The following is a 15,200-nucleotide window of genomic DNA, read 5'->3' as shown; positions in this document are numbered from 1 at the left end:
CGACGCCCGATCGGGCGCGGTTTATCGAAGCCACGGTATGGCCGCGGCGCTCGTCACGCCAACCTTATCGCTGTTCAGATGGCCGCGGCCAAGGGCGTTTTTGACCCGAGGCGGCCGATCGGGCGCAGGAAAGCTCGCTGGGGTTATTTCGGCGCCCAGACGTCGGCGCGGCTGGACGACGAGATGATGTCCGAGCCCGAGGTGCTGAGGCTCGACATCGGCACCTTGGTCGTCTTGCCTTGCGAGGACAGCGTCACCATCCCGCCGTCGACCTTGACCACGCGGCCGATCTCGGCCCCGGCGGCGTCCTTCACGCGCGAGCCGGCCCGCACGTCGGAGGTGGTGGCGGCGGTGTTCACCGCTCGCCCGGTGTCGGCGACCGGAGGAGACTCATAGTCCCTGGCCGGCTGGTTGGCCGGGGTGTCGATCGGCGGATAGAGCCCGCGGCCCTGGTCGTAGGCCGACGGTTGCTGCGCCGCCGCCGAAGCCGCGAGCGCCGCCAGCGCAACGCCGGCAAGAGCTGGCAAGAGCTTGATGTTCATCGTGGGTCCTCCAGAGGCCCGCCCAGCGGCGACCCAACCCTGGCCCCCGCGTGAAGTTCCGCCCAGGGGCTAATCGTGATCAGGCCTGCGCCGTCCGCCCGCTCAAGCGTAGCTTCGGCCAAGCCGGGCGCGGCAAGGCCGGCAGTTGCAGCCGCCAGGGGCTGCGGGCCGGGATGCAGGCCTCCAGCGAGGCAAGTAGCGGCTCCACCGGGCCGTCGCTGATGAAATGGTTGCCGCCGGCCACGCGCTCGAAGCGGATGGGCTTCCAACTCTGGGTCTGGACGGCGAGCCGCTCGGCGATCTCGATCGGCGCGAAGTCGTCCCTGTCGCCGTGGATCACGTGCACCGGAATGCGCAGCCGGGCCAACGCCGCGTACAGATGCTCCAGCTGGCTCGGCTGGTTCGACACTTCCAGCACCGCGTGGCGCAGGTCGCGCGGGATGATCTTCAGCAGCTTGGTGCCCAGGTGCACCAGCCAGCGCGCGGTCGGGCCGGATTCGCCGAAGTAGCCCGACAGCATCACCAAGCCGGCCACCCGGCGCGGATTCTGCTCGGCCATGATCGAAGCGATCGCCGCGCCATAAGACTGGCCGACCAGCAGCACCCTCTGGCCCGGCCGCGCCTGCAGAAGCGGCGCCAAGGCTCGGGCCTGAACCTGGATGTCGCCGACGTACTCGACCGGCTCGGACCCGGCGTAGCCCGGGCGGTCGACGACCACCATCTCGCGGTCCTGGGGCAGTCCCGCCAGCACCGGCGACCAGTACTCGGCCCAGGACGGCGCTCCGGTCACGACCACGATCTTCCAGGGGGCAGGTCGCGCGCGCGGGGTGGTGAGCGCCGAAATTTTCCAACCGAGGCCGCCGCCGGCCTCGAAGCGAAAGCGTCGCACGACGCTGTCGGGGTAGTCGTCCGACGTCGGCACGTGTTCGGTGCGACCGCTCGCGGCCGATGTGAAGCACGCCCAGCCCACGGACAACACGCCCTTGGGTCTCTTATGCAAGGTTCAGCTCCCAACTCGGATACCTGATAGGAGCTGAACGCCTTGAAGCGACGGCAGTTTCGTTGCGTCGCAACATCTCAACCAGGGCGGGACAGGTTCGCCTGGCGCGCGAAGCGTCAGACGAAGGGGCCAAGGCCCGCGAAGTCCATGGTCAGGCCGCCATGCGCGCCTTGAAGACGCCGTCGGGCAGGTCGGCCGCCCGCTCCGGGTGCACGAAGAAATAGTCCTTCCACGGCGCCTCGACGTCGAGGTCGGCGCACTCCTCCAGACGGTCGCCGTTGAGCGCGAACATTCGGTAACCGCGGGACAGGAAGACCTCGAGCACCGCCCCGGCGGTGCCGCCGAAGTGGGTCTCCAGCATCAGCGGGTGGATCTCGATCAGCACGTGCGGCCGGTCGCGGTCGATGATCTGCTCAGCGCCCTTCAGCGCCTTCAGTTCCGCGCCCTCGATGTCCATGCGGATGAAGTCGACGCGGCTCAGGCCTTGGGCCTCGCAGTAGCCGTCGAGCGTGGTGACCGCGGTCGGTTCGACCTCTGCGCCCATGTCCTCGAAGTCCGGGCGCACCGGGCTTTGCGGCCGCTGGGCGGCCACATAGGCATAGCCTCGCGCCATGCGGCCCGAGGTCTTGATCGGGGTCACCAGCAGCAGATCCCCGGGCACGTCGGCGACCGCGGCCTGCACCGGGGTCACATGCCCGGCGATCCCGTGCCAGGCGAGACAAACCTTGAGAACTTCGAAAGCGAAGGCCGACGGTTCAAAGGCGTGAATCCGGGCGGCGGGCGCAACCTGGGTCATGACGTAGCAGTGACGCCCGTCGCTGGCCCCCACGTGCAGGCAGACCGGCGCACCGCTGAGCAGGTCGGCGAGATACGGGGTCTCGGGCTCGTGCTTGGCCCATGCCCTGTTACGGCGCCAGGCGCGATAGGCGTGACCGAGCACCCTGATAGACGGCATGGGTACTTCCTCGTGGCCGGCCTCTTTACGCTGCGTCCCGCGTTACCGTCACCATGTAGTTGATGTCGCAGTCCGAGGAGCGGACCCACCGGTCGGTCAGCGGATTGAACGCCACGCCGAACGGCCCCTGCACCGCGACCGGCTCGCCGTCGAGGAATCCACGCAGCTCTTCGGGCTTCAGGAACTTGTTCCAGTCGTGGGTTCCGGCCGGCACCCAGCGCAGCACGTACTCGGCCCCGATCTTGGCCAGGGCCAACGCCTTCAGCGTGCGGTTGAGGGTCGCCACGATCATCAGACCGCCCGGCGCCAGCAGCCGCGCACAGTCGCGCAGATAAGCCCCCGGATCGGCGACGTGCTCGATGACCTCCATGTTGAGGATCACGTCGAACGGGCGCTCGCCGGCCGCCAGCAGGTCCTCGGCGGTGGTGGCGCGGTAGTCGATGGCCAGGCCCTGCTCGGCGGCGTGCGCGCTGGCGGTGCCGATGTTGCGCTCCGAGGCGTCGACGCCGGTCACCTGGAAGCCCAGCCGCGTCATCGGCTCACAGAGCAGCCCTCCGCCGCAGCCGATGTCCAGCAGCCGCAGCCCCTCGAACGGCCGGATCGCCTTGGCGTCGCGGCCAAACCGCGCCTGCACCTGGTCGCGGATGAACGACAGCCGCACCGGGTTGAACTTGTGCAGCGGGGCGAACTTGCCCTTCGGATCCCACCATTCGGCGGCGATGCGCGAGAATTGTTCGACCTCTTTCGGGTCGATCGAAGATGCGGACGCGGACGACATGAAAGCCTTTTCCTACCGAGCGGCGCGCTACGCCAGCCCCTATCGCCCGGCGAGGCCGTTAATGGGCGCCATCTTGCGCGGGGCGCGTCCTTTTCGCGCCTGCGAAGGCAGACATTGCCCCTGACGGCAGGCCCCGCTATTAGGCGCAGCCTTCCCTCTCAAGCGGAGCTCCTGCGCTGTCTCGGCTAGTGATGAAATTCGGCGGCACGTCCGTCGCCGACCTCGAGCGTATCCGACGCGTCGGCCGCCTGGTGGCGGCTGAAGTCGCGGCCGGACACAAGGTCGCCGTCGTGGTGTCGGCCATGTCCGGCAAGACCAACGAGCTGGTCGCCTGGACGGATGGCGCGGGCGCCGCCGCCCAGGGCCTGCCCTCTTCGGACGACGAGTACGACACCGTCGTCGCCTCGGGCGAACAGGTCACCGCCGGCCTGCTGGCCATGACCCTGCGCAACATGGGCCTGCCCGCCAAGTCGTGGCTCGGTTGGCAGATCCCGATCATCGCCGACGACGCGCACGGCCGCGCCCGCATCGACGACATTCCGCCCGAGAAGCTGGCCGCGGCGCTCGACGCCGGCGAGGTCGCCGTGATCGCCGGCTTCCAGGGCGTGACCCGCGACGGCCGCATCGCCACCCTCGGCCGCGGCGGCTCCGACACCAGCGCGGTGGCCGTCGCCGCGGCGGTGAAGGCGATCCGCTGCGATATCTACACCGACGTCGACGGCGTCTACACGACCGACCCGCGCATCGAGAGCAAGGCCCGCAAGCTCAGCAAGATCTCCTACGAGGAGATGCTCGAGATGGCCTCGCTGGGCGCCAAGGTCCTGCAGACCCGTTCCGTCGAGCTCGCCATGGCCCAGAACGTGCCGGTGCGGGTGTTGTCCAGTTTTGTTGAGCCCGGCGAAGCGCCCGGCCAAGGCACCATCGTGTGCGACGAGGAAGAGATCATGGAAAAGCGCATCGTGAGCGGCGTCGCCTATAGCCGTGACGAAGCCAAGATCAGCCTGTTCGGCCTGCCCGACCATCCGGGCGTCTCGTCGGAGATCTTCGGCGCGCTGGCCGACGCCAACGTCAACGTCGACATGATCGTGCAGAGCCATGCTCGCACCGCCGACACCGCGAACATGGAGTTCACGGTCGGCAAGCGCGACGCCCAGCGCGCAGTCGAGATCGTCCGCGCCCACCAGCCGCAGATCGGCTTCGACGACGTCCAGGTCAACGAGGACGTCGCCAAGGTCTCGGTCATCGGGGTGGGCATGCGCAGCCACACCGGCGTCGCCAAGACCATGTTCCAGGCCCTGGCCGACAAGGGCGTGAACATCCAGGTCATCTCGACCTCGGAGATCAAGATCAGCGTCTTGATCGACGCCGCCTACACCGAACTGGCCGTGCGCGCGCTGCACGCCGGCTTCGGCCTCGACCAGCTCTAGATCTTCAAGAGCACCCGCCCCTGCTTGCCGCGGGCGGCGAACCGATCAAAGGCGGCGTCTGCGTCCGAGAGGTCGTAGACGCTGTCGATCGCCGGCCGCACGGCCCCTTCCCGCCAGAGCTCGACCAGTCGCGACAGCTTGGCCGGGTCGGTGCGCAGCATCATCAGCCAGCCGGCCCGCTTGTCTGAGAGCGCCGCTCGAACGAAACCGCCCATGTCGGCGGTCGGATTGGTCGTCACATAGGTCCCGCCTGGCGCCAGATAGGGCCCGGCCTGCGCGAACGACGACTTGCCCGGCGCGTCGATCACCAGGTCGAACCGGTCCTCGGGCCGATACCGATCCTCGCCCTCGTAAGCCCGCACCTCGCCCGCGCCCTGCGCCCGCACCCAGCCGGCGTTGGCGGCCGATGCGATCGCCGTGACTTGGCCGCCCTGGCTCGCCGCCAGCTGAACGGCATAGGCGCCGACGCCGCCGGCCGCCCCGATCACCAGGCAGCGCTCGCCCGGCTCGAGCCGCCGGATGCGCTCCAGCACTTCGATGGCCGTCAGTCCCATCACCACCAGGGCGGCGGCGTCTTCGTCGGGCAAGTCGTCGGGGATGACCTGCAGGTCGCGCTCGTCGAGACACGCGAACTCGGCATGGGTGCGCGGGCCGCTCAGCACATGGCTGTAACCGATGATCCGCTGGCCCGAGCGGATGCGCGCGCCGTCGCTGCGCGCCACGCCGACGAACTCGAAGCCGGTCAGCACAGGGCCCGCGCGACGAAACCGCTTCACCTGGCTGGCCCAGCCGCCGGAGCGCACCTGCACATCCATCTCGTTGACCGCTGACACCTTGATCTCGACCAGGATCTGCCGGCGGCCAGGCTTCGGGACCGGCGCCTCGACCACGCTCGTGCGGCCCCGCGCCACGTCCACGCTCAGCGCTCGCATCACGCCGCCTCGATCCGCACGCCGACCGTGCGCAGACGCTCGACGGCCCAGTCGGGATCGACCGTCGTCTCCGGCAACCTGAACCCCGCGGACGGCGGCGGGCGGCCGTCCAGCCCCAGCACGCGCTCGGCGCCGATCAGGACGCCCAGCGCCGTCAGGTGCGCCTGGCCCTTCGGATCGCTCATCAGGGTCCGCTGCGTCGTCTCTCCGGCCGCGGTGGCGCCGGTGATGTCGATGTAGAGATCGTGCGAGGCCGCCCCGCCGCCAGCCGTCCCGATCGACGTTCCCGTCCCCAGGTCGAACCGCACGTCGCGCGCGCCCGTCATCGTCGCCAGGCCAGGCGTGTCGAGCACGCCCATCGGCATGGCGTCGAAGCCCGGCAGGTCGCCCCGCTCGATCCGACGAGCGCTGGCCGCGGCGTCGAGATTGGCCCAGGCGCCGTGCTCTCGGACCAGGGCACGGCCGACGAAGCCGCCCGAATCCGACGCGGTCATCGGCCCGATCGGATCGGCGTAGTCGTAGAGCGCCGCCAGTTCGATGCGGTCGATCCGCACGAAGGCCTTCGCCGCCGCCATGGCCGCGAGGGTCAGCACCCCGGCCTGCCAGTGCCCGAGCATCAGGGCCGGCTTCTGCGCCAGATTGGTCGCCGCGACGGCGCTGGACGCCATGCTGTCGGCGGTTCGGACGATCCCGATGTGCGCGGCTCCCGCTCGCAAGGCAGCGGCCAGCAGATTGTCGCCCGGGTCCTGCAGCGTGGCGATCACCAGGTCGACAGGACCCAGTTCGGCGAGCGCCGCCGCAGGATCGGCCACGTCCAGCCGCGCCGTCCGCGCGCCCAGTTCGGCCGCCAGGGCCTCCCCCTGCCCGGGATTGCGCCCAGCCAGCACCAATTCCAACTGATGCCCCGCCGCCCGCAGATGCCGTGCGACCATGCCTCCGACCAGACCGTAGCCCCCGGCGATGACGACCCGCGGGCTCACAACGTCACCGCCATGCGGTACTCGGACGGAAAGCCGTGGTCCCGCGAAAGCTCAGGCGAGCGCAGCTCGGCCAGGATACGCAGTCCCATCGCCTGGTAGAAACCGACGGCCGGATTGTCGGCCAGCACGTCGAGCTGCAGCTCGCGGTACCCCGCCGCCTTGGCCCGCATGATTGCGGCCTTCAGAAGATCGCGTCCCACGCCCTTGCCGCGATGCTGCGGCGGCGTCGACAGGGCGTGCAGATAGTAGACGTCGTCCGGAACATGGGCGTTGAGATAGCTCGCCGTTTCGGCCCGCGCCGCCAAGCCCGCGAACTGCTCGTAGCTGGCCTTGCCCTGCGCCATCAGCTCGGGCGCGAGCGCCGCCAGATTGGTCTTGAAGACGTAGAAGTTCGGCCCGGCGAAGCCGAGTTCGATCCCCAGCAACTCGTCGCCCTGCGTCACCGCGGTCGTGCAGGCTGCGCAGAACAGCGTGTCCGGCGTGGTCCAGGAGGCGGCCACCGCCTGCTCCAGCAGACCATCGACGCCGAACTGATAGTCGTAGCTGACCGGTCCGGTCGCCCGGATCAGGCCAGGGATCAGCGGCGCGAAGCGCGCGACCTGATCCGCACCGACCGGCGCGAGCTGAAGGGTATTGGCTGTCACGTCCGCCTCCGCTAAATCTGTTGTTACGATCCGTAAGTTACTGATCGTAAGTTACGGATCGTAGGATCGCTGTCAAGCGGCGTGAAAGGACAGGCGTGTCGAGCAGGCGGATGCCGCGCGATCAGCGGCGCAACCAGCTTCTGGAGACAGCGGCGGCGATCGTCCGCGCCGAGGGCACCGATGCGCTCACCCTGGCCCGGCTGGCCGAACAGGCCGGCGTCACCAAGCCCATCGCCTACGAGCATTTCGGCACCCGGGCCGGGCTGCTGATCGCGCTCTATCGCCATTTCGACGCCCGCCAGGCGCAGGCGGTCGAGGCCGCCCTCGCCGCCCAGACGCGGACGCTGGAGGACGTCGTCGCGATCCTCAGCGCCGCCTATGTCGATTGCGTGCTGCAGGCCGGACCGGAGTTCGGCGCCATCGCCGCGGCCCTGTCGGCCAGCGAGGAGATGGACGATTTCCGCCAGGCCCTGCGCGAGGGCTATGTCGACCAATACCTGGCCGCGCTCGCCCGTTATGCGCCATTGCCCGGACCCGCGGGACGCGCCGTCCTGCTGGGCGTGATCGGCGCTGCGGACATCCTATCGCAGGCCGCCGCCGCTGGGCGGATGAGCCGCGACGAGGCGATCGCGGCCCTGTCGCGCATCATGCTGGGCGCGCTTCGCCAGCCTTAGCCGAGGTCAGGCCGAACGCCGCCCAGACGCCGGCGACCGCCAGCGGCAGCACCGCGACGAACACCCACAGCCCTGCCGACCTGGCGCTGGCCTCGCTCAGCCCCTCCGAGAAGCCGACCAGATTGGCGACCGCCCCGGCCGCCGCCGCGCCCACAGCCGAGCCGGTCAGCCGCACCGTGGTCATGGCCGCCGCCCCGATCGCCCGCTCGTCGCCCTCCGGCAGCGAAGCCAGGATGCGCTGACTCATGAACGCCCAGGACAGACCAAAGCCGCCGCCCAGGAACAGCCCGGCGACCACCACGCCGACGATCGAGGCCGACGGCATGGTCAAGGCCGCGAACGCGACGCCCAGGGTGGCGACGATCGCCCCCAGCCGGATCATCCGCTGCGGCCAGGCGCCGGTCAGGTGCGCCACCATCAGGCCCATCACCGTCCAGGCCGCCGCCTCGCCAGCGATCACGTAGCCGGCTTCCAGCGCCGACAGCCCAGCCAGCTTCTGCAGGATCGCCGGGCCGTAGATCGCAAATCCCATCGAGGCGACGGTGAGCAGGAACATCGCGGCGAAGCCCGCCCCCGGAATGGTGGTCATGTCGCTCGCTCCTTTCGGCAGCAACCGCGTGCGCGCCCGCTCGTCGAACCAGACCGTGAAGGCCAGCAAGGCGCAGCCCAGCGCCGTCAGCAGACCCGAGCGAAGGAAGTCGCGGGCCATGTCGGCCAAGCCAATGGCCATCACCCCGGCCGCGATCAGGCCCAGTTGCGGCCAGGCGACCTTGGCGCCCTCGTCGCCGCGGTCGCTGGGCAACATCACGTAGGCGGCCCAGGCCACCCCAGCGCCTTGGATGGCGAACAGCCAGAACACCCAGCGCCACGCGCCAAGGTCGGCGAAGATCCCGCCGATCAGCGGGCCGAGCAGGCTGGCCACGCCCCAGATCGCGGTGATCGTCGCATAGACCCGCGGCAGCAGCCGGTCGGGAAACATCAGCCCGATGGCCACCGAGCAGAACCCGACCACCCAGCCGCCGCCCAGGCCCTGCAGCACCCGGCCGATCAGGAAGCTGGCGATGTCGGGGCCGCCGGCGCTGAGCGCGCAGCCGACCGCGTAAAGCACCGCGGCGGCGGCCGTCGCCCGTCGCAGGCCAAAGCGCAGGCCGAGCAGACCCGAGCTCGCCCCCGCCAGCACCGATCCGAGCAGAAATCCCGCCGTCGCCCAGCCGAAATAGGCGTAGCCGCCAAGGTCGGCCCCCACGCTGGGCATAATCGTGGCCGTGACCATCGAGTCGGCGGCGCTGATCCACACGCCCAGGCAGATCAGAACGAAGCGCGGCAGGCGCCCCTCACCCACCACATCGGCCCAACTTCCGTCCGCGCGCGCCGCAGCAGCCATTTGACAATCTCCAACTTTACATATTAGGCGCTAGACCCGGCGCGCGGGTTTTGCAATCATCTATTTGTCAAATGCACAGCACATCCGACCAGATCCTCCTGCTGCTGAAGAGCAAGGGCCCGGCCCAGACCAAGGCGATCGCCGAGGCCATGGGTGTCACCCGCCAGGCCGCCCGTCTGCAAATGGAAAAACTCCAGTCCGAAGGGCTGGTCGAGCATGTCACCGAACGCATGGGCGTGGGGCGGCCGCGACGCTCCTGGTCGCTCAGCGCCCTCGGCAACGAGCGCTTCCCCAACACCCACGCCCAACTGACCGTCGAATTGCTGGAGGCGGTCCGCAGCGAGTTTGGCGAGGAAGGCCTGGACCGCCTGGTCAGCCGGCGTGAACGGGCCGTCGAAGTCGGATATCGCCGGGCGCTCGGCGCCGCCGACAGCCTCGAGCAGAAGCTGGAACGCCTGGCCGCGGTGCGCGCCGCCGAGGGCTACATGGCCGAGTGGACGCCGCTGGCCGAGGGCGGCTACCTGCTGATCGAGAACCACTGCCCGATTTGCGCGGCGGCCAGCGCCTGCCAGGGCTTCTGCCGATCGGAGCTGGCGCTGTTCCGGGCCATGCTCGCGCCGGCCGGCGTCGAGCGCACCGACCACATCCTGGCGGGAGCCCGGCGGTGCGCGTACCGTGTCACGCCATGGACCTCGTCGCCTTCGAACACCTGAACGCCGCCCAGCGCGCCGAGTGCGCGCGTATCCTGCGCGAGGCCTTCGCCCACATTCCGGCCTATCAGGAGGACGGCGAGGCCGAGGCCGAGGTCGAGACCTTCCTCACCGTACCGGAACGCTTCGCCATCGCCGCGTTGGAGGGCGAGGCCGTGCTGGGCGTGATCGGCGGCATCGACACCTACAGCCACGCGGCCGAACTACATCCGCTGGCCGTCGATCCCCGCCACCACGGCAAGGGCGTCGGCGCGGCGCTGACCGCGGCGCTGGAGGCCCGCGCGGCGGCCATGGGCAAGCTGACGGTCTATCTCGGCACCGACGACGAATTCGGCGGCACCAGCCTGTTCGGCGCCGACATCTTCCCCGACGCCCTGGCCAAGCTGGCCCAGATCACCCCGACCAGCGGCCACCCGTTCTTCTTCTACCGAAAGCTCGGCTACGAGGCGGTAGGCGTGGTGCCCGACGCCAACGGCTTTGGCCGGCCCGACCTGCTGATGGCCAAGCGGGTCGCGCGGCCTTAGCCCGGCATCGGCAGCTGGAAGCTCGGCGACCAGTGGGTCGCCGTGCCGGCGCTGACGTACCAGGCCAGCAGCAAGGCGCAGATCAGCGCGCCCGGCAGGTGGCTGCCGGTGCGCCGCCAGGTGAACACCGAAACCACCCCGACCAGCGCCAGCAGCGGTACGAACTGGATGGCGATGATGGTGTTCAGCGGTTCGGCCATGGCCAGCCGGCCGGTCAGGAACAGCGCCCCGTACTGGATCGCCAGCAGCACCACGAAGCCGAGCGACATCGCGGCCATGCCGGCGATGTAATGCGTCCAGCGCCCCTCGCCCGCCACCGCCAGCCGTCCATGCAGCCCGCGCAGCGCGATCACGAAGAACACGGTCCACAGCGGCAAGTAGGCCAGGGCGAAGCCCAGATGGCGCAGGTCCAGCGGCTTCAGCCCCACGACCCAGAAGCGGTAGTCGACGTTCAGCACCCGCGCCACGACCGCGAGCGTCAGATAGCCCGCTGCGACCGTCAGCAGCGCGATCGCCGCCGACCGCGGCCAGTCGGCTGCGACGGCCGGCTTCGGCGCCTTGGTCGCCAGCCCGATCGCCAGGGTCAGGGCCGCTCCGCCCAGCGCCCAGACCAGCAGTTGATTGGTGATCCACTGCGGATAGAGCGGCATCGGCAGGAACAGCATGCCGAGCTTCATCAGCGGGAAGTAGGTGATCGCCGGCAGGGCGGCGGTCACTGCGAAGAACAGCCACCAGCGTCCGTCCCGGCCGGACGCGAGCGGCGCCAACGGCTGCGGGCGGCGGTCCAGCCGATGCAGCCAGCGCACGCTGAGCAGGATCTCGAAGGTCGCCAGCAGCACCGCCGCCATCCCGGCGAAGGCGATGAGGGTTCCCAGCTCCTTCCAGAACCAGATCTGGTCGCCCGGCGGCAACGGCCGCGCCTCGCCGTCCAGCGTGCGCTGGAACCAGTCGACGGTCGGCGCGACGCCCCCCGACGAGAAATGCTCCCAAGGATGGGTGACCGGCGGCACGTGCAGCACATGCGCCGTCCCTGCGCCGATGTCGCCATAGACCCGGCCAGGAACGATGGGTTCGGCGGTCCTGAACAGCGCCTGCAGGGCCCGCGAGCGCGGAACGTCGAAGCCGCGCGGGACCTGCCACATCAACTCGGCGAACTCGTCGTACCCGCCGAACACCAGCGCCAGGTTGCGCAGGTCGGCCTTGGCCTTGGAGCCGAACACCGCCCCGATCGCCGGGGTCGATCCGACCAGCACCGCCGCGCGATAGCCGTCAGGATCGGACGCCGCCGCGCCGACCACCGGCCCACCGCCAAGACTGTGTCCGGCCAAGCCGATATTGGCCCTGTCGACCTGCGGCAGGCTCTCCAGGTAGCGCAGCGCCGCCGGCCCGCCGAAGTCGTTGGCCCCGACGATGGCGTCGGAATAGCCGTGGCCCGGCTGGTCGATCGCCACCACGACGAAGCCGCGCCGCGCCAGCTCAATGGCGAAGGCCGACTGCATTTCGCGGGTGTTGATGTAGCCATGGCTCAGCAGCACCCCAGGCGCCGGGCGCTCCGGCGTGGCGGACTTCGGCGTGTAGACCAGGGCCGACAGCGTGGTTCCGCGGTCGCCGGCGAAGCGCACGTCGCGCACGCTCACCCCGCCCGCCGTCTGCACCAGCCAGGCCAGCAGCGCGCCCGTCAGGATCACCGCCAGGCCGCCGACCAGCCCCAGCCATGCCTTACCCATCGCCCACCCCGAACATTGTTATGCGACGACTATGGGCGCGACCGCGGCGATCAGGCAATCGCCTGCCGAGCGTCAACCTTCAGGCTTTGAAAAGGTGACCGGGATCGTCACCAGCGCGCCATCAGCAGCACCACCGCAAGGAAGGCGCCGAACACCCAGAACGTCGTGCGGGCCTGCCGCGTCTTCTCGCGCCGGGCGATCCGCCGATCCCAGGCCTCGACCACATCCTGGTCGAGCATGTGCAGCACGCCGGGCGCCTGACCGACGGCGAAGTTGAGAAAGGCGGCTACCGGACGATGGCGGCGGCCCAGCCGCAGCCGGCGCCAGAACCCCATCGTCTCCAACGGTCCGGCGCACAAGGTCATGTAGCCGACATGATGCTGGTGGCGGCGGTCGCTCAGCCGCGTCATGACGGCCAGCGCCCGCTCGCGCGACAACACGCCCCGGATCTCGGGCGACAGATCCCAGCGGTCCTCCTGATCGTACCAGCCGAAGTGCTCGATCGCCCTTGGCAGCAACAGGTCGCCGCGCGGGGCGAAATGCAGCAGCACCCGCGCCAGTCCCACCTCGGTGTCGGCGAAGATCTCCAGGTTCTCCATCGACTCAGTCTGCAGCACCGCCTCGAGCGCCGCCGTCATCGCGGCGGGATCGACGTGCTCCATGGCCAGCAGCTGCTCAAGCCGTCCGCAGATGCGCCAGTGCGCCTCGTGGGGATCCTTCTCGGGCGCGCACGCTTCGACGACCTCGGCTTGCGGCTCGGGATGCGACTCCTGGGCGGGCTCGGCCGCGTGCGCGCGAGCCGCCGCGTGCGCGGCGATCGACGTCGCCCGCTCGTATGCTTGTCGCAGGAGCTGGAAACCGGCGGCGTCGTCCTCCGGATGCGTGCGCTTCAGCTGTTGGGCGTAGGCGCGCTTGATGGCCCGCTGGTCGTCGGTCGGAGGCTGGCCGAGGACCTCCCAGATCGACAGTCCGCTCACAGGAAGCTTTCGCCTTCCAGCTGGTCCAGCGCCGCCAGCAGTTCGCTGCGCGCCAGGATCGCCGACCGCGGATCCTGGCGGTCCAGTACACTTTCGAACTGGCCGATCAGCCGCGCGACGTAGTCGCGACGTTCGCCGATGAAGTCTTCGTAGCAGCGGCCGGCCCGCGCCATCGCCGCACGGTTGGAGGCTTCGTCCCGCGGATGCACCTTGAGCTGGGCGAGCTCGGCGCGGCGCGTCGCCACGTCGGCCTCGTCGGTGTTGTCCTCGTCGACGATGACCAGTTGCCGCCGCTCGCCGGTCAGCGGCACCTCGACGTCGACCTCCAGCAGCCCGTTGATGTCGTAGGTGAACCGGCACTTCACCTCGATCTCCCCGGCCGGCCGCGCCGGGATCGGGATCACGATGTCGCCGAGTTTGACGTTCTCTGCGACCCAGCGCGCCTCGCCTTGATAGACGCCGAACTCGATCTGACGCTGCCCCGCCCGCAGGGTGCGGAACGACTCCACGCGGCTGGCCGGAATGGTCGTGTTGCGCTCGATGACCGGGGAGAACAGGCCCGTGCGGATCTGACCGTTGGGGCCGTGCTCGCCCACGTCCACGCCCAGCGAATAGGGGCAGACGTCGGTCAGCACGACCTCGTTCAGCGCCGCATCCCGCGCCTTCAGGCCTGCCTGCACCGCCGCGCCGCGGGCGATCGCCTCGTCCACATTGATCGAAGCGGCCGGGAAACGGCCGAACATCCGCGTCACGGCCCTGCGGACCATCGGCATCCGGGTCGCGCCGCCGACCAGCACGATCTCGTCAAGCGCGCCGATCCTCAGGTCGCTGTCACGCAGCGAGCGCAACACCGGATCGCGCAGACGGCTCAGCAGGCCCTCGGCCGCCATCTCCAGAGCCTCGGCCGTCACCTCGTGCTCGTAGGCCTGGCCCTTCCAGACCACCGACAACGTGGCGCTCGGCTTCTCCGACAACTCGCGCCGTCCGCGCTCGGCCGCCGCGCGCAGGCGCTGGTGCAGCGCCGCGTCGTCCCGTCCGGCCTCGCCCCACTTAGCCTCGAAGCGCCGCCGCAACATGTCGACCAGCAGGTCGTTGAAATCCTCGCCGCCCAGCCGGTTGTCGCCGGCCGAGGCGCGCACCTCCACAACCCCGTCGAAGAGTTCGAGCACCGAGACGTCGAAGGTGCCGCCGCCGAGGTCGAACACCAGGAACCGGACCTCATCGCCGCGCTCGCCGATGCCGTAGGCGAGCGCCGCCGCCGTCGGCTCGTTGATCAGCCGCTCGACCTTGAAGCCCGCGAGTTCGCCCGCCCGTCGCGTGGCCTTGCGCTGCTTGTCGTTGAAGTAGGCCGGCACCGCGATCACCGCTTCGGTGACAGGCTCGCCCAGGAAAGCTTCGGCGTCCGCCTTCAGCGCGCGCAGCACGAGCGCCGACAGCTCCTCGGGCAGAAACTCGCGCTGGCCCAGCCGCGTCTGCTTCTGACTGCCCATGTAGCGCTTGAACGCCGTGGCCGTGTCATTCGGGTGCGTTGATTGCCGCTCGCGCGCGGCCATGCCGACCAGCACGGTGCCGTCGTCGGCGATGCCGACCGCCGACGGGGTCAGGAACTGGCCCAGGCTATTGGGGATGAGCTGCGCCTCGCCGTCACGCCAGACGCCGATCGCCGAATTGGTGGTCCCCAGGTCGATGCCGACAATCACCGCCGCACTCCGCGCTCGCCGCCGGGCCGCGTACTCCTGCTCCCCGCGCCCCCGACGCGCCCCGCGCCACAAGAACGGGCGAAGGCTTCAATCAAGCTCCAGTATGATGCCGGGCATGCGGCGGGGAAACGCATGGCACTGCGCTGGTTGTATTTTTCGGCTCGCGGGCGTCTCAGCTCGAAAGCGGTGCAGCGAACCCCGACGCCGCTATCATCCAGCTGGCTCAGGTCAACGCCTTGTTTTTAG

15 protein-coding genes are annotated in these 15,200 nt (G+C 69.8%); 4 read left to right on the top strand and 11 right to left on the bottom strand.

Features of this window, described 5'->3' with window-relative positions; translation table 11 throughout:
• Positions 1–143: 143 nt before the first annotated feature.
• From C0481_RS05005 to ubiG, 4 genes are all read right to left on the bottom strand, one after another.
• Positions 144–542 (bottom strand): hypothetical protein, encoded by a 399-nt coding sequence (locus C0481_RS05005; protein WP_293401278.1) that lies wholly within the window; start codon positions 540–542, stop codon positions 144–146.
• 79 nt (positions 543–621) lie between these two features.
• Entirely contained in the window at positions 622–1,542 is a 921-nt protein-coding gene (locus C0481_RS05000; protein ID WP_293401276.1) for an alpha/beta hydrolase, read from the bottom strand.
• A gap of 151 nt (positions 1,543–1,693) precedes the next feature.
• Positions 1,694–2,497 carry an FkbM family methyltransferase gene (locus tag C0481_RS04995; protein ID WP_293401274.1) on the bottom strand — a complete coding sequence of 268 codons (804 nt, stop codon included), beginning with the start codon at positions 2,495–2,497 and terminating at the stop codon, positions 1,694–1,696.
• A 25-nt stretch (positions 2,498–2,522) separates the two neighbouring features.
• Positions 2,523–3,275 (bottom strand): bifunctional 2-polyprenyl-6-hydroxyphenol methylase/3-demethylubiquinol 3-O-methyltransferase UbiG, encoded by a 753-nt coding sequence (ubiG, locus tag C0481_RS04990; protein ID WP_293401272.1) that lies wholly within the window; start codon positions 3,273–3,275, stop codon positions 2,523–2,525.
• Positions 3,276–3,451: 176 nt separating this feature from the next.
• Here ubiG and C0481_RS04985 point away from each other — a divergent pair, with 176 nt between their 5' ends.
• Positions 3,452–4,702, top strand: coding sequence for an aspartate kinase (locus C0481_RS04985; protein ID WP_293401517.1), 1,251 nt, complete (start codon positions 3,452–3,454; stop codon positions 4,700–4,702).
• Here the strand turns inward: C0481_RS04985 and C0481_RS04980 are convergent.
• The 3 genes from C0481_RS04980 to C0481_RS04970 are packed head-to-tail and all read right to left on the bottom strand — an operon-like array spanning position 4,699 to position 7,258.
• Positions 4,699–5,634 (bottom strand): zinc-binding dehydrogenase, encoded by a 936-nt coding sequence (locus C0481_RS04980; protein WP_293401270.1) that lies wholly within the window; start codon positions 5,632–5,634, stop codon positions 4,699–4,701. The genes C0481_RS04985 and C0481_RS04980 overlap by 4 nt on opposite strands.
• On the bottom strand, positions 5,634–6,614 hold the full coding sequence (locus C0481_RS04975; RefSeq protein WP_293401268.1) for a hypothetical protein: 981 nt from the start codon (positions 6,612–6,614) through the stop codon (positions 5,634–5,636). The genes C0481_RS04980 and C0481_RS04975 overlap by 1 nt, the downstream gene beginning before the upstream one ends.
• Entirely contained in the window at positions 6,611–7,258 is a 648-nt protein-coding gene (locus C0481_RS04970) for a GNAT family N-acetyltransferase (RefSeq protein ID WP_293401266.1), read from the bottom strand. Before C0481_RS04970 ends, C0481_RS04975 begins: the two co-directional genes overlap by 4 nt.
• Positions 7,259–7,368: 110 nt before the next feature.
• Here C0481_RS04970 and C0481_RS04965 point away from each other — a divergent pair, with 110 nt between their 5' ends.
• Positions 7,369–7,932, top strand: a complete 564-nt coding sequence (locus tag C0481_RS04965) for a TetR/AcrR family transcriptional regulator (RefSeq protein ID WP_293401264.1) — start codon at positions 7,369–7,371, stop codon at positions 7,930–7,932.
• Here the strand turns inward: C0481_RS04965 and C0481_RS04960 are convergent.
• Complete coding sequence (locus C0481_RS04960; protein WP_293401262.1) at positions 7,904–9,316, bottom strand: MFS transporter; 1,413 nt, start codon at positions 9,314–9,316, stop codon at positions 7,904–7,906. The two genes, C0481_RS04965 and C0481_RS04960, sit on opposite strands and share 29 nt — an antisense overlap.
• A gap of 71 nt (positions 9,317–9,387) precedes the next feature.
• Here C0481_RS04960 and C0481_RS04955 point away from each other — a divergent pair, with 71 nt between their 5' ends.
• Together C0481_RS04955 and C0481_RS04950 are read left to right on the top strand one after the other, a co-directional pair.
• Positions 9,388–10,029, top strand: a complete 642-nt coding sequence (locus C0481_RS04955) for a metalloregulator ArsR/SmtB family transcription factor (RefSeq protein WP_293401260.1) — start codon at positions 9,388–9,390, stop codon at positions 10,027–10,029.
• Positions 10,002–10,550, top strand: coding sequence for a GNAT family N-acetyltransferase (locus C0481_RS04950; protein WP_293401258.1), 549 nt, complete (start codon positions 10,002–10,004; stop codon positions 10,548–10,550). The genes C0481_RS04955 and C0481_RS04950 overlap by 28 nt, the downstream gene beginning before the upstream one ends.
• Here C0481_RS04950 and C0481_RS04945 read toward each other — a convergent pair.
• The 3 genes from C0481_RS04945 to C0481_RS04935 form a co-directional block, all read right to left on the bottom strand.
• The gene (locus tag C0481_RS04945) at positions 10,547–12,277 is read right to left on the bottom strand and encodes an alpha/beta fold hydrolase (protein WP_293401256.1); all 1,731 of its coding nucleotides are present in this window, start codon (positions 12,275–12,277) and stop codon (positions 10,547–10,549) included. The two genes, C0481_RS04950 and C0481_RS04945, sit on opposite strands and share 4 nt — an antisense overlap.
• Positions 12,278–12,384: 107 nt before the next feature.
• A complete protein-coding gene (locus C0481_RS04940) occupies positions 12,385–13,254 on the bottom strand; it encodes a J domain-containing protein (protein WP_293401254.1) in 870 nt (289 codons plus the stop codon).
• A complete protein-coding gene (locus tag C0481_RS04935; protein WP_293401252.1) occupies positions 13,251–14,954 on the bottom strand; it encodes a molecular chaperone HscC in 1,704 nt (567 codons plus the stop codon). The genes C0481_RS04940 and C0481_RS04935 overlap by 4 nt, the downstream gene beginning before the upstream one ends.
• Between the last annotated feature and the right edge of the window lie 246 nt (positions 14,955–15,200).

This window comes from Phenylobacterium sp. (assembly GCF_013822795.1).
Lineage (GTDB): Bacteria > Pseudomonadota > Alphaproteobacteria > Caulobacterales > Caulobacteraceae > Phenylobacterium.
This window is presented reverse-complemented; position numbering and strand designations above follow the sequence as displayed.

Coding starts and splice junctions, on each gene's coding strand:
- C0481_RS04960 (WP_293401262.1), bottom strand. CDS start 9,316: ATGGCTGCTGCGGCGCGCGCGGACGGAAGTTGGGCCGATGTGGTGGGT.
- C0481_RS04980 (WP_293401270.1), bottom strand. CDS start 5,634: ATGCGAGCGCTGAGCGTGGACGTGGCGCGGGGCCGCACGAGCGTGGTC.
- ubiG (WP_293401272.1), bottom strand. CDS start 3,275: ATGTCGTCCGCGTCCGCATCTTCGATCGACCCGAAAGAGGTCGAACAA.
- C0481_RS04950 (WP_293401258.1), top strand. CDS start 10,002: ATGGACCTCGTCGCCTTCGAACACCTGAACGCCGCCCAGCGCGCCGAG.
- C0481_RS05005 (WP_293401278.1), bottom strand. CDS start 542: ATGAACATCAAGCTCTTGCCAGCTCTTGCCGGCGTTGCGCTGGCGGCG.
- C0481_RS04955 (WP_293401260.1), top strand. CDS start 9,388: ATGCACAGCACATCCGACCAGATCCTCCTGCTGCTGAAGAGCAAGGGC.
- C0481_RS04965 (WP_293401264.1), top strand. CDS start 7,369: ATGCCGCGCGATCAGCGGCGCAACCAGCTTCTGGAGACAGCGGCGGCG.
- C0481_RS04945 (WP_293401256.1), bottom strand. CDS start 12,277: ATGGGTAAGGCATGGCTGGGGCTGGTCGGCGGCCTGGCGGTGATCCTG.
- C0481_RS04995 (WP_293401274.1), bottom strand. CDS start 2,497: ATGCCGTCTATCAGGGTGCTCGGTCACGCCTATCGCGCCTGGCGCCGT.